The following is a 13,384-nucleotide window of genomic DNA, read 5'->3' on the forward strand; positions in this document are numbered from 1 at the left end:
ACTTCCTTTTAACCAAAATCACCGATGCTTTGAGTTCAAGAGCGGAGAGTGGTGAATGAGCAGCGCAGGCGTTATCCTGATCCCCGTTCTGGGTGGTTTCTTTGCCGGCGTCTCCGCGTTGCTCCTTGTTCTCTGGCTGGCAGCGCGACAGTCCGACAGACCCGCCGCACTGGCCCGGTTGGACCCCTTGGGAGAGCCGCGAACTCTCCGGTTCCGTAACGGCTATCTTGTTGAGCATTCTGAAAACGTCGGCTTCCTACTTGCATTGCCGGTCGACCGGATGCGCGCGTGGCACGACCTTTGCGCCTGCCTGAACGAAATCGTGCCCGGAGCAGCGGCGGCGCTCCGCGCGCTCGAAGTCGATGGCCTTGCCTTTCGACTGGACGGGACGCTGGCCAGCGACAGCATCGTGGTCATCGGCCACCGCGCTGGCCCGGATCTGTGCGTCACGGTCTCGGCCGCGGATTTGAAGCAGACCGCAGTGCATATCGACCTTGCCAGCTTCAATGCGATTACGACGGAACGCGATGCGGCGATCCGGGCCAATGAAACCTCGCCAACGCTCAGCTGGGCCGTTGATTGCGACGGTCAGGTAACGTGGTCCAACGCGGTCTATCGTGACCTGATCGCAAGCTGTCACGGGCTCGATGCGGCCCGGGGCTGGCCCCTTCACGCGATGTTTTCGGGCGGCGATGCCGCGCAGGCCGGACGCTCCCGGCGTAAATGCCGCGATTCCGACGGGGCGGAACATTGGTTCGATGTCACGCTCTCTGCCCCGGATGTGGACGGCGTCCGCCACGGGCATGCCATCCCGCTCGATGCCGTCATCGAAGCGGAGGGCGCTTTGCGCAAGTTCATCCAGACCCTGAGCAAGAGTTTTGCCGACCTTCCAACGGGTCTTGCCATTTTTGACCAGACTGGAAATCTCGCTCTATTCAACCCGGTTTTCATGGACATGACCGGACTGGAGACGACTTGGCTATCGCGGCGGCCACATATTACCGACGTACTGGACACGCTGCGCGACCGGCAAATGCTCTCGGGATCGCGCGACCACCTGGCCCGGCGTAGGCGGCTTGCCGACCTAGCCTCCGGCACGCACACCGAAACGCATATCGAGAACTGGGCACATTCAGATGGGACAAGTTTTCGCATGAGCGTGCGCCCGCAGGGCGACGGAGCGATAACCCTGCTGCTGGAAGACATATCGACCGAGACAATGGCCAATCTGCGCCATCGTCAGGATCGCGACCTGTTTACCGACCTTCTCGACAGTGCCGACACGGGCATCGTGACCTTCGACCCAAAGGGCAAACGCGTCGCCACCAACGATGTCGCCCAATCGATCTGGTTTGGCGGCGGCAACACTATTGCGCTACCCAAAACGCTGGCCAGTTGCCTGACGCTCTGGTCTTCGGTTTGCCGCCCGACCCCGCTCTGGGGCGAAATCCGCGACCTCCTTCACGGACCGCTTGAGGAGCGCAGTTCCTGGGATCAGCGGCTTGCGACGGATGACGGCACAGTGATCTTCGTGCGCGTGTTGCCGCAACCTGATGGTGGGCTGGCCCTCGCGCTCCGTTCCGATCGCGAACTGGCCACACTGCCTCCCGCGATGCCCGATCAACCAGCCCTCACGGCCTGACGGCATTGCCCCTTGCCGCCGTCCGCCGGGGCCGTCTAACTGGTCGGGAATGACCGGCTCTACTTTCATCTGCATCCTGCCAGATTCCGCGGCGACCGAGGCGATGGCACAGGCACTCGCCGAACGCGTCGCGCCGGGCGACGTGTTTTTGCTGCATGGGCCGGTTGGCGCGGGCAAGACTGCCCTGTCGCGTGCCATGATCACCGCTTTGCGCGCCCGAGCCGGCCTGCCGCGCGAGGATGTACCCTCGCCGACTTTCACCCTGGTGCAGACCTATGACGTCGGCGCGTTCGACGTCTGGCATGCCGATCTATACCGCCTGAGCGGCCCCGATGCCGTGACCGAGCTTGGCCTGGACGAAGCTTTCGAGACCGCGCTCTGCCTCATCGAATGGCCCGACCGCCTGGGCCTTGACCGGCCCCAGGCGGCGATCGACATCATGCTGGACGCCACCCCGGACGACCGGCGCCGACTGACCATCACCGGGCCGCGCGCGACAATGGACCGCCTTCGCCCGGCCTTTGCAAGAGGCATGAAATGAGTGACCGAGACGCCCTCATCGACACCTTCCTCGCCGATGCCGGTTGGGGCGCAGCCATGCGTCATCCATTGGCGGGGGACGCATCCTTACGCCGATACCAACGACTACACCTGAATGCAGCGTGCGCGATACTGATGGATGCGCCGCCGCAGACCGGTGAAGACACGCGCCCCTTCATCGCCATCGCGGACTGGCTTTCAGCGCGGGGCTTCTCCGCGCCTGGCATAATTGCCCGCGACCCGGAGAATGGCCTTCTCCTGCTGGAGGATCTGGGCGACGATCTGCTGGCGGTCCGCGCAAGGACATACCCGCAAGAAGAGGCCGTACTCTATTCCGAGGCGAGCCGGGTCCTTGCCGAACTTCATCAGCACACACCCCCGCCACTACCGTCCTATCCCGATCAGATGGCTGCGCTGACAACGACAGTGTTCGACTGGTACGCGCCGGCACACCGCGATCGCAAACCGGCGTTGCAAGCCGCGATGCAGCGCGCCATCGATACGACGCTGACAGGACCGCAGGTGCTGATGCATCGCGATTATCATGCTGAAAACCTGCTGTGGCTGCCTGCGCGCGAGGGCATCGCCCGCATCGGCCTTCTCGACTTCCAAGATGCAATGCTGGGACCGGCAGAATATGATCTGGCGTCCTTGATCCACGATCCGCGCCGCGCGGTCACGCCCGAGGCGGCAGAGGCGGCAACGCAGACTTATCTGACGGCGACCGGAGTCAACGCCGAAGATGCGCGCGCACGCATCGCCGTCTGCTCGGTTCAGCGCAGCCTGCGCATCATCGGTCGGGTCTTCACCCGTTTGTGCCTGCATTCCGGACGCACGTCCTATCTGCGGTTCATCCCGCCGACCTGGATTGCACTGCAACGCGAATTGCGGCATCCCGCCCTCAATGAAGTACGCGCGCTGCTCGACGGCCTTCTACCCACACCTGACGCCGGCTGGCTGGCTGCGACAGAAGCCCAAGCGGGTCAGTTTCGAGGCCTATACCACGCGGCGACACCGTGATCGCGTGCATGGTTTTCGCCGCGGGCCTTGGGACACGCATGCGCCCTCTGACGAATGACCGCCCCAAGGCGATGGTCTCGGTCGCAGGCCGGCCACTGATCGACCACGCACTGGAGCAAATCGCGGGCCCGGGCCCGACCGTCATCAACACGCATCATTTCGCCGACAGGCTGCACGATCACCTGCACAGCAGTGATATCACCCTGATCCATGAAGCGCCGACACTGCTTGAAACCGGCGGGGGCCTGCGCAATGCCCTCCCACTTCTGGGCGACGGTCCGGTCCTGACGATGAACGCCGATGCCTGCTGGAGCGGACCACGGGCTCGCGACACGCTGATGGGGGCATGGGATGGTGCCACGATGGACGGCCTGCTGCTTCTTGTGCCCCGGGAACGGGCCACCGGACAGGCAGGCGGCAGTTTCGCGATCGACCTCAACGGCCGACTCACGCGCGACAACGCGGGCCTTGTCTATACCGGCGCGGGCATCGTGAAACCGGACGGGCTGCGAGACGATCCGCGCGATGTCTTTTCCCTGCGCGACCTGTGGTTCGAGATGATGGAGCGCGGCCGGCTGTTCGGCGTGGTGCATCAGGGGCACTGGGCCGACGTGGGCACGCCGGACGGCATCGCCATCGCGGAAACGATGTTGAGGAACGCCACATGATCCGAGGTCTCTACCGCGAACCAGTCGGCATCGACTTCTCGGCCAGCTTTGCGTCCGGCTTGCGCCGCGCCCTGCGCGATCAGCCGCCCGAGGCGATGGCCCGCGTCACGCTTCTGGTGAACACGACGCGCATGGCCCGCCGGATTGAGGCAGCGCTGGCCGCTGAGGGGGCAACGCTGCTGCCTCGAATCCGCCTTGTGACCGATCTGACCCCCCTGTTGCCACCGGGCGAGGCCGCAACGACCGGGATCGAACCGCTGGCCCTGCGCCTGAAGTTGACCCAGCTCGTGGCGCACTTGCTGTCAGCCTCTCCCGACCTTGCCCCGGCCTCCGCCGCCTTCGACCTCGCCAGCAGCCTGGCAACCCTGCTGGCCGAGATGCAGGAAGAAAGAATGGATCCCGCCGTCCTGACCGAGATCGAGACGGGCGACCTCTCCGAACAGTGGCAGCGGACGCTGACATTCCTGACGGTCGCGACCGGATGGATGGACGCGGATGGCACGCTGACCCCGGCGGGGGCGCAGGCGTTGACGCTGGACCGTCTGTTGACCCATTGGCAAACGACACCACCGCAGGACCCCATGATTATTGCCGGCTCCACCGCGTCGCGCGCACCGACACGGACGTTGATCCGCGCGACGCTGAACTTGCCGATGGGTGCGGTCGTCCTGCCCGGCGTCGACGAAGACATGCCCGACGATGCTTGGGCGGGTCTGACCGATGCCGACGGGCCGGGGCAGCAGGATCACCCGCAGTATCGCCACGCAGCACTCCTGCGCGATCTGGGCCTGACGCGCGACGACGTTCCCCGTTGGGGCGATGCCACACCAGCCGCGCCCGGACGCAACGCGCTCATCTCCCTGGCCCTGCGCCCCGCGCCCGTGACCGATGCCTGGCGCGAGGAGGGGCCGGGCCTGACCGACATCAACGCCGCCACCGACGGCATCACCCTGCTCGCCGCGCCGTCACCGGGGGCCGAGGCGATGGCGATCGCCACCGGTCTGCGCGCCGCCCTCAATGCCGGCAAGACCGCCGCGCTCATCACGCCTGACCGAACCCTGTCCCGGCAGGTCGCGGCGCATCTGGACCGCTGGGGAATCGTCCCCGACGATTCCGCCGGCAAGCCGCTCAATCAGAGTGCGCCGGGCCGCCTGTTGCTCCACACCGCCGAGATGCGCGGCCAGCAGGTCGAGGCGGAGCCGCTGGCGATCCTTCTCAAGCATCCCCTGACCCAAATCGGCGGCGAACGCGCCGCGCACTTGAAGCGCGCGCGTGAGCTGGAGATCGACCTGTTGCGCAATAAGCCCTGCCCATTCCCAACCCGCACCACGGTGAACGCGTGGCTGGCCGACCCTGCGCGTCCCCGGGCGGCAGACGATTGGACCGACTGGCTCTGCGATCTGCTCGACACTTTGCCCACGCAGCCGGCAATGGCACCGCTTGTCGCCCATGTGCAAAGCCACCTGGCTTTGGTCGAAACCCTGGCCCAGGGCACGGGCAATGACACGGGGCCGCTCTGGTCCGACACTGCGGGCCGCGCGGCGAAACGCGTACTGGACCAACTGGCACAGGCCGCACCCGAGCGTGGCGACGCCGATGTCAGCGCGGCGGAATATGCGCGCATCCTGTCGGCGCTGTTGCAAGCCGAGGAGGTCCGCGACCCTTATTCCCCGCATCCGGGCGTGATGATCTGGGGGGCGTTGGAAGCCCGCGTTCGCACGGCCGATATCGTTATCCTCGGCGGGTTGAACGACGACGTCTGGCCCGGACAGCCGACGCCCGATCCCTGGCTGAATCGCGCGATGCGGGCCGAAGCGGGGCTGCGCCTGCCCGACCGCTCGATTGGTCTTTCCGCGCATGACTTCCAACAGGCCGCCGCCGGGCCCGAGGTCTGGCTGTCGCGCGCGATCCGCACCGCCGAGGCCGAGACCGTTCCTTCGCGCTGGCTGAACCGGCTGATGAACCTGCTGGGCGGGATCGGCGACGGCGGAAAGGCCGCGTTGGACGCGATGAAAGGGCGGGGCGCGCTCTGGCTGGATCTCGCCGCGCAGCTTGACTCGCCGACCACCCGCACTCCGCCCGCGCCGCGACCCGCCCCCATGCTACCAGCAAGGGTCAAGCTCGATCGTCTGTCGGTCACCGGGGTCGAGACGCTGATCCGGGATCCCTATGCGATCTACGCCCGCCAGATCCTGCGTTTGCAGCCCCTGTCGCCCTTGCGTCAGGGGCCGGACGCCCGCGTTCGCGGTTCGGCGATCCACGACGCCATGGAGCGGTTTTCCCATGAGATTCCGGGTGCCCTGCCCGACGATGCCGCGATTGCTTTGCGCCGCGCGCTCGAATTCGCGCTGGAGGTAAATGCGCCTTGGCCGGGGGCACGACGCCTGTGGCTGGGCAAATTCGACCGGGTGACGGCGGCTTTCCTGGAGGGCGAAAACGCACGGCGCAAAAAGGGCAACCCGCATCTGGTCGAGACCACGGCCGAATTGCGTTTTGACACCCCCCCCTTCACCCTTACCGCTCGTCCCGACCGGATCGATGCGCGGGGCGATGCCGTGGCAATCTATGACTACAAGACCGGCCCACCGCCCACGGAAAAGGCGCAACTCTATTTCGCCAAGCAGCTTCTGCTTCAGGCCGTGATGATCGAGGCGGGGGCCTTTCCGAAAGTATCCCAGCGCCGGGTCGAGGAAGTCGCCTATATCCAGGTCGGATCACAGACGAAGGAGGTCGGACCCAAGGATTTCGGGCCCGACCTTGTCGCACAGACCCGCAACGAGTTTCTGAAACTGATCGAAGCGTACCAGACCGGCACGCCGTTCATCGCCCGCTTGGCCCCCGATTTTCTGACTTTTGCCAGCGACTACGACCAGCTGTCCCGGTTCGGCGAATGGGACGATACGACACCCGCGACCCCGATCCCGGTGGACAAGCCATGACCGACTTCACCCCTGACGCCGCGACCCGCGCCCAGATCGGTGCCGCCGATCCTGAAGGCTCGGTCTGGCTTGCCGCCAACGCCGGGTCGGGCAAGACGCGGGTGCTGACTGACCGGGTGGCCTGGTTGCTGCTGGACGGAACCGCGCCCGAGAAAATCCTGTGTCTGACCTACACCAAGGCCGCCGCAGGCGAGATGCAGAACCGGCTGTTCAAGCGGCTGGGCGAATGGGCGATGCTGTCGGACGACGAATTGCGCGACCAGATCACGCGCCTGGGGGCCGGGCGCGGCACGATCCCGACGGAGCAACTCAAACGCGCGCGCACCCTGTTTGCCCGCGCAATCGAAACTCCGGGCGGGCTGAAGATCCAGACGATCCACGCCTTCTGCGCCTCGCTTCTGCGGCGGTTTCCTCTGGAAGCGGGCGTGTCGCCCAACTTCTCCGAGATGGACGAAACGGCGACGGCCCGACTTCATGCGGACGTGCTGGACGACATGGCCGCCGATCCCGCGATGCAACCGATGGTCGACGGAATCGCGCGCCGCCTGACCGACGGAGAGCCGTCCGACTTCCTGCGCGCCGTCGCCGCCAACCGCGACGGCTTCGTGGAAAGGCTGACTCGGGATGATCTGCGGGCCAAACTCGGTATCGTGGACGAAAGCCCCGACGCGGTCCGAAATGCAACACTGGGATCAGAGACCCTCGACCTGCTCGAAAACTTCATCGACCATGCCGAAAACGCGCCCGGTGCGAGTGTTCTCAAGGTTGCCGACGCCTTCAAGCAGGCACGTCTCACTGCAATCGAAGACCGGCTCGACCTGTTGGTACCGATTTGCCTGACCGGCGAAGGCGCGAAGCGAAAGACGACGCGCTGGCCCGCTGCCGTCAAAGACGGAATACATGGCCCTCTCGTTGAATTGTACGGTGAGATTGGCGACATCGTCATTGAAGCCCGCACCCGGATCGCCGCCTTCGAGGCGCTGGCACAGACAGAAGCGCTCCACGCCTTCGGTCCGGCATTCGCCGCCGAGGTACAGGCACGAAAACAGGCGCGGGGCTGGCTGGATTTCGACGATCAGATCAACCGCGCGAAACGGCTGCTGTCCGAGTCGTCCATGGCGCAATGGGTGCTGTTCAAACTGGATGGCGGGCTGGATCATATCTTGGTGGACGAAGCGCAGGACACCTCCCCCGCGCAGTGGGACGTGATCCAGCGTCTTACGGACGAGTTCAACGCGGGGGCCAGCGCCCGGTCCGATGTCCGGCGCACGGTCTTCATCGTGGGAGACCGCAAGCAGTCGATCTACGCCTTCCAGGGGGCCGATCTGGCCGCATTCGATCAGAAGCGGAACGTCTTTGCCGACAAGCTGCGCGGTCACAGCGCGCCGATGCAGGATCACGCGCTGCTGCATTCATTCCGCTCCTCGCCCGTAATTCTTGACCTCGTGGACGAGGTTTTCCGCGACGGGGGCGGCGTCGGTGATGCGCCGGAGCACATCGCCTTCAAGTCCGACATGCCGGGTCGCGTCGATCTCTGGCCCGCAGTTGTGCAGGAAAAGCCGGACACCTCTGACCGCGAATGGTTCGACCCCGTTGATCGGCCCGCCGCGAACGAAGCCGATGTCATCCTGGCCAAGCATGTCGCCAATGAAATTCAGCGGATGATCAAGGCGGGAACGCCAATTGGCGAAGGCGACAAGCGCCGTCCCGTTCAGGCAGGCGATATCCTGATCCTGTTGCAGCGCCGCAAGAAGCTGTTCCACCACATCGTGCGTGAATGCAAAGCACTGGGCCTCGACCTCGCGGGGGCCGACCGACTGAAACTGTCAGACGACATGGCGGTAAAAGACCTGATCGCCGCCCTTACCTGGGCCGCGACGCCTGACGACGACCTGTCGTTGGCGACGGTCCTGCGGTCACCGCTCGGCTCGGTGGACGAACCGGGCCTTTTCGCGTTGGCCTACGGACGCGGTAAGCGCCGCCTGTGGGACGTGCTGCGCGACGCGGGCAGCGATTCACAAACGACCGAGATGCTGGCCGACCTGCTGCGCATCGCCGATATCCTGCGCCCCTACGAGGTGCTGCAACGCATCCTGATCCGCCACAACGGTCGCCGCCGACTTCAAGCGCGACTGGGCGACGAAGCCGGGGAGGCGATAGACGCGCTGCTCGCGCAGGCCCTCTCCTACGAACAACTTGAAACCCCCAGCCTGACCGGCTTCCTCGGTTGGGTCGCCTCGGCGGATGTCGACGTCAAGCGGCAGGCTGGCGCGGGGTCGATCCGGGTGATGTCGGTGCATGGCTCCAAGGGGCTGGAGGCCCCGGTCGTCATCCTGCCAGAGACGATGAAGCGCGCCCCGAAGGTTCCGCAGGGCGTGCAACGGCTGGACGATGAGACCGTCGTCTGGATGCCCAGCAAGGCCTACCATGCGCCGAAGATGGCCCAGCAAGTGGAACAGGCGCAGGCTGCCGTTGCCGCCGAACGCGACCGCCTGCTTTACGTTGCGATGACACGGGCCGAAAGCTGGCTCATCGTCGGGGCTGCGGGTGATGTCGGTGTCGACGAGAACGACAGTTGGTACAAAAAAATTCAGGCCGCGATGGTGGCGCGTGGCGCAGGGCCTGTCACCTTTGAGGGCGGCCAGGGCCTGCGCCTCGAGACGGGCGACTGGACGCCGCTGGACAAGGGTGCGCCCCCCCGCAAAACCGGCACAACAGAAGCACCCGATTGGCTTGGCAAACGGGTTCCTCCCCCCGCCAAGGTGGCAACACGCATCGCGCCATCCGGCCTTGCCGGAGCCAAGGCGCTGCCGGGGGAAACCGGGCTCGATACGGAGGCGGCGCTGCGCCGCGGCACGGCGATCCACGTCCTTTTGGAGCATTTGCCCCGCCTGCCCCGCGCCGACTGGACCGCGCGCGCGGATGCGATCCTGGCCGCCAATGCCGACCTCGCAGGGGACGATCCGGCCCCGCTTTTGGCCGAAGCACTGACCGTATTGGACGCGCCCGACCTTGCTCATATCTTCGCACCTGGCACCCTGGCCGAGGTGCCTTTCGCGTTGCCCGCGACCGACCGGCACCCGGCGATCTTCGGCACGATCGACCGCGTGATCGTCGAAGACACGCGTATCACCTTGGTTGACTTCAAAACCAACGCGATTCTGCCATCGACCCCTGCCGACACGCCGCAAGGCATCTTGCGGCAAATTGCGGCCTATCGCATCGCCGCACAGGCAATCTGGCCCGGACGCGCCGTCAGCGTTCAGATCCTGTGGACAAAAGGGCCCAGCCTGATGGAATTGCCGCACGATCTCGTGACGGACCTTGGCCCGGCCATTGACCCTGTGGGGTTGCCTGCATAGCTTCCCACGACCGCGCCCAAGCGCTTTAAAAATTCAGGAGAGCCCCATGGCCACCGTTTCCGCCACCGACGCCACCTTCGACGAAATCGTCAAGCAGTCCGATGTCCCTGTCGTCGTCGACTTCTGGGCAGAATGGTGCGGCCCCTGCAAGCAGATCGGCCCCGCGCTGGAAGAGCTTTCGGCAGAATACGAGGGCCGCGTGAAGATCGTTAAGGTCAACGTGGACGAAAACCCCGGCAGCCCCGCTGCGATGGGTGTACGCGGCATCCCCGCCCTATTCATGTTCAAAGGCGGCGAAGCCGTCGACCAGAAGATCGGTGCCGCGCCCAAGGCCGCGCTGAAGGACTGGATTGAAAGCGCCGTCTGACCGACGAAAAACCTTTTGAAGATTTGCCCCCGGATGCGAAGGCCTCCGGGGGTTTTTCGTGTCCGCTAAGGGGTCACCTTCTTCACGAACTGTGATTTCAGGCCCATCTGGCCGACCCCCGGCACCTTGCAGTCGATGTCGTGATCACCATCGACCAAGCGGATGCCCCGAACCTTGGTGCCCACCTTCACGACCGAAGAGGTGCCCTTTATCTTTAGGTCCTTGATCACTGTCACCGTATCCCCGTCGGCAAGGACGTTGCCCACACTGTCGCGCACCTGTGCGGCTTCTTCGGCTTGCGCCGACCACTCATGCCCGCACTCGGGACAGGTCAGAAGGGCATCCATCTCATAAGTGTGGACGCCAGCGCATTCGGGGCAAACAGGCAGGGTATCAGACATGTAAGGCGTCTAGACCGCCCGAAACACCCGGGCCAGCCTTCATTGACGTCACCGGGTGCAAATCCAGCGTCCCGCGCCGCTGTCAGGCCGCGTCAAGCCAAGCCTCGGCTTCTTTCCCCTCGTCGAGCTTGAAGCTCTTGATCTCGAGACCCGGAATGAACGCACCCTCGATTTCGGCAGCTTTGCGAAGCCAATCGGCATCGCTGAGAACTGCGCAGCGGTCGAACTTTGAAAGCAATCCGAACAGTTTGGGCAGACGGCCCATCTCAACTCCAAGCGCCCCGACGGACGGAAAGGCGAAATCGGTGATGGTGTAACACATCTTTCCGTGCCGGACATCCTCCGACGCGGCGATCAGGTCATCAAGGCCCGTGCGCATCATGTCCGCGTCAAGCGCACCTGCGAGGTCAATGTCCACCCGGTCATCGGATCGCTTGGTTATCTTGAGCATTCAACCGTCCTCCATCTGGAAGCCACACCTTCGCGGGCCGCAAGGCGCGCGTCGTTGACTTGGGTCAACCGCACCGCAAAACGAAAACCCCGGGCGATTGCGCGCCCGGGGTTGATTTGTCTTGAATGGCAAGAAGGTCAGCCCTTGGAGAACTCAGGGTAGGCTTCCATGCCAAGCTCGGACATATCGAGGCCTGTCATCTCGGCTTCCTCGGACACCCGGATACCGCCCAGGGCCTTCAGGATGAACCAGACGACCAGCGACACCACGAAGGTGAAAGCACCGATGGCGACGAAGCCCAGAAGCTGCGTTCCGAAGCTGGTGTCGGGCGCATAGACCGGAACAACGATCGTACCCCAGAAACCGGCCAGCAGGTGAACCGGGATTGCACCGACCACGTCATCGATCTTCATGCGATCCAGAGCCGGTACGGCGAAGACCACGATGATACCACCGACGGCACCGATCCACAGCGCACCGAAGAGCGTGGGCTCAAGCGGGGAAGCCGTGATGGACACGAGACCGGCCAGCGCCCCGTTCAGCACCATGGTCAGGTCAACCTTCTTGTACAGAACCTGCGTCAGGATCAGTGCGGCAACCGCACCAGCAGACGCTGCCATGTTGGTGTTGGCGAAGATGCGACCGACATCGGTGATGTCACCCACGGTGCCCGCAGCCAGCTGCGAGCCGCCATTGAAGCCGAACCAACCCAGCCAAAGGATGAACGTACCCAGAGTTGCGAGTGCCAGGTTCGAGCCGGGCATTGGGATAACCTTGCCGTCCTTGGCATATTTGCCAATACGGGGGCCCAGGACGATTGCACCGGCCAGGGCGGCGAAACCACCTGCGGCGTGGACCAGAGTCGAGCCTGCGAAGTCGTAGAAGCCAGCTTCCGACAACCAGCCGCCGCCCCACTGCCAGGATGCTTCGATCGGGTAGATGAAGCCGGTCAGCACGACGACGAAGATCAGGAACGGCCAGAGCTTGATGCGCTCGGCCAAGGTGCCCGAGACGATCGACGCGGTCGTGGCGCAGAACATCAACTGGAAGAAGAAGTCGGATGCAACCGATGCATAATCAAGCGAGGCATCGGCGGCGGCAAGGCCGACAGGCTCAAGCGAGGTGATGGAGAAGAACGGGCCCATGTAGCCTTCCATCAGCCATTCAGCCGGGTACATCAGGTTGAAGCCGACCAGCCAGTACATGATGCCGGCGATCGAGAAGAGCGCGATGTTCTTGGTCAGCTGCGTGGTGACGTTCTTGGACCGGACGAGCCCGGCCTCCAGCATGGCAAAGCCTGCCGCCATCCAGAAGACAAGGAAGCCGCCCACAAGGAACAGCAGCGTGGTCATAAGGTACGGGCCGATTTCGTCAAACGTCGGCGCAGCGGCCTCGGCGTCCTGCGCAAAGCCAGCATGGGGCAAGACAACGGCAAGAGCCGTCATCGCGCCCGTCATGGCGAGAGAGGTGCGGAGTTTCATTTGGTGGTTTCCCCTAAATTCGTTCAAATCGCGTCGTCGTTCAGCTCACCCGTGCGAACACGCACGGCTTGCTGCACGTCGAGGACGAAGATCTTGCCGTCACCGATCTTGTCGGTCTTGGCGGTGCTTGCGATTGTTTCGACGACCTGATCAGCCATGGCGTCGGCCACCACGATCTCCAATTTGACCTTCGGCACGAAGTTCACGGCGTATTCCGCGCCACGATAGATTTCCGTGTGCCCGGACTGGGAGCCGAAGCCCTTGATCTCGGTCACCATCATGCCGCGTACGCCGAGTGTGGTCAGCGCCTCGCGGACCTCCTCGAGCTTGAACGGCTTGATTGCTGCAATGATGAGTTTCACGTATTTCCCCTTCCGAAGCGGCCCCATGGGACCGGACAGGGGCAGATCAGGCTTGGGTGGCAGGGTGTGCAACGAATTGGCGAGTAACGAGGCGGCGCATCCACATCGCCTGCACAAAAAATTGACTAATTTACAGGCAATGCATAATAAT

General features: G+C 64.3%; 11 protein-coding genes. 7 read left to right on the top strand and 4 right to left on the bottom strand.

Features of this window, described 5'->3' with window-relative positions; translation table 11 throughout:
- The first annotated feature begins 55 nt into the window (after positions 1–55).
- Genes BLV27_RS00075 through trxA form a run of 7 tightly spaced genes read left to right on the top strand, consistent with a single transcriptional unit; the run spans position 56 to position 10,538 of the window.
- Positions 56–1,642, top strand: coding sequence for a PAS-domain containing protein (locus BLV27_RS00075; protein WP_092640432.1), 1,587 nt, complete (start codon positions 56–58; stop codon positions 1,640–1,642).
- A 49-nt stretch (positions 1,643–1,691) separates the two neighbouring features.
- Positions 1,692–2,183, top strand: coding sequence for a tRNA (adenosine(37)-N6)-threonylcarbamoyltransferase complex ATPase subunit type 1 TsaE (tsaE, locus tag BLV27_RS00080; RefSeq protein WP_092640435.1), 492 nt, complete (start codon positions 1,692–1,694; stop codon positions 2,181–2,183).
- Positions 2,180–3,202, top strand: a complete 1,023-nt coding sequence (locus BLV27_RS00085; RefSeq protein WP_092640439.1) for an aminoglycoside phosphotransferase family protein — start codon at positions 2,180–2,182, stop codon at positions 3,200–3,202. The genes tsaE and BLV27_RS00085 overlap by 4 nt, the downstream gene beginning before the upstream one ends.
- Positions 3,203–3,210: 8 nt before the next feature.
- Complete coding sequence (locus tag BLV27_RS00090) at positions 3,211–3,870, top strand: nucleotidyltransferase family protein (protein WP_092640442.1); 660 nt, start codon at positions 3,211–3,213, stop codon at positions 3,868–3,870.
- Positions 3,867–6,809 (top strand): double-strand break repair protein AddB, encoded by a 2,943-nt coding sequence (gene addB / locus BLV27_RS00095; protein ID WP_092640445.1) that lies wholly within the window; start codon positions 3,867–3,869, stop codon positions 6,807–6,809. Before BLV27_RS00090 ends, addB begins: the two co-directional genes overlap by 4 nt.
- Complete coding sequence (gene addA / locus BLV27_RS00100; protein ID WP_244504486.1) at positions 6,761–10,171, top strand: double-strand break repair helicase AddA; 3,411 nt, start codon at positions 6,761–6,763, stop codon at positions 10,169–10,171. The genes addB and addA overlap by 49 nt, the downstream gene beginning before the upstream one ends.
- A 46-nt stretch (positions 10,172–10,217) precedes the next feature.
- Complete coding sequence (gene trxA, locus BLV27_RS00105) at positions 10,218–10,538, top strand: thioredoxin (RefSeq protein WP_092640448.1); 321 nt, start codon at positions 10,218–10,220, stop codon at positions 10,536–10,538.
- A 65-nt stretch (positions 10,539–10,603) separates the two neighbouring features.
- Here trxA and BLV27_RS00110 read toward each other — a convergent pair whose 3' ends face one another.
- The 4 genes from BLV27_RS00110 to BLV27_RS00125 form a co-directional block, all read right to left on the bottom strand.
- Positions 10,604–10,939 carry a zinc ribbon domain-containing protein YjdM gene (locus tag BLV27_RS00110; protein ID WP_092640451.1) on the bottom strand — a complete coding sequence of 112 codons (336 nt, stop codon included), beginning with the start codon at positions 10,937–10,939 and terminating at the stop codon, positions 10,604–10,606.
- Between the two features lie 82 nt (positions 10,940–11,021).
- Positions 11,022–11,390: a SpoIIAA family protein gene (locus BLV27_RS00115; RefSeq protein WP_092640454.1), complete on the bottom strand. Its 369-nt coding sequence runs from the start codon at positions 11,388–11,390 to the stop codon at positions 11,022–11,024.
- Positions 11,391–11,527: 137 nt separating this feature from the next.
- The gene (locus BLV27_RS00120; RefSeq protein WP_170831330.1) at positions 11,528–12,847 is read right to left on the bottom strand and encodes an ammonium transporter; all 1,320 of its coding nucleotides are present in this window, start codon (positions 12,845–12,847) and stop codon (positions 11,528–11,530) included.
- A 47-nt stretch (positions 12,848–12,894) separates the two neighbouring features.
- Positions 12,895–13,233: a P-II family nitrogen regulator gene (locus BLV27_RS00125; protein ID WP_092640461.1), complete on the bottom strand. Its 339-nt coding sequence runs from the start codon at positions 13,231–13,233 to the stop codon at positions 12,895–12,897.
- Between the last annotated feature and the right edge of the window lie 151 nt (positions 13,234–13,384).

This window comes from Jannaschia faecimaris, assembly GCF_900107415.1.
GTDB lineage: Bacteria > Pseudomonadota > Alphaproteobacteria > Rhodobacterales > Rhodobacteraceae > Jannaschia > Jannaschia faecimaris.

Coding starts and splice junctions, on each gene's coding strand:
- BLV27_RS00075 (WP_092640432.1), top strand. CDS start 56: ATGAGCAGCGCAGGCGTTATCCTGATCCCCGTTCTGGGTGGTTTCTTT.
- tsaE (WP_092640435.1), top strand. CDS start 1,692: ATGACCGGCTCTACTTTCATCTGCATCCTGCCAGATTCCGCGGCGACC.
- BLV27_RS00085 (WP_092640439.1), top strand. CDS start 2,180: ATGAGTGACCGAGACGCCCTCATCGACACCTTCCTCGCCGATGCCGGT.
- BLV27_RS00090 (WP_092640442.1), top strand. CDS start 3,211: ATGGTTTTCGCCGCGGGCCTTGGGACACGCATGCGCCCTCTGACGAAT.
- addB (WP_092640445.1), top strand. CDS start 3,867: ATGATCCGAGGTCTCTACCGCGAACCAGTCGGCATCGACTTCTCGGCC.
- addA (WP_244504486.1), top strand. CDS start 6,761: ATGGGACGATACGACACCCGCGACCCCGATCCCGGTGGACAAGCCATG.
- trxA (WP_092640448.1), top strand. CDS start 10,218: ATGGCCACCGTTTCCGCCACCGACGCCACCTTCGACGAAATCGTCAAG.
- BLV27_RS00110 (WP_092640451.1), bottom strand. CDS start 10,939: ATGTCTGATACCCTGCCTGTTTGCCCCGAATGCGCTGGCGTCCACACT.
- BLV27_RS00115 (WP_092640454.1), bottom strand. CDS start 11,390: ATGCTCAAGATAACCAAGCGATCCGATGACCGGGTGGACATTGACCTC.
- BLV27_RS00120 (WP_170831330.1), bottom strand. CDS start 12,847: ATGACGGGCGCGATGACGGCTCTTGCCGTTGTCTTGCCCCATGCTGGC.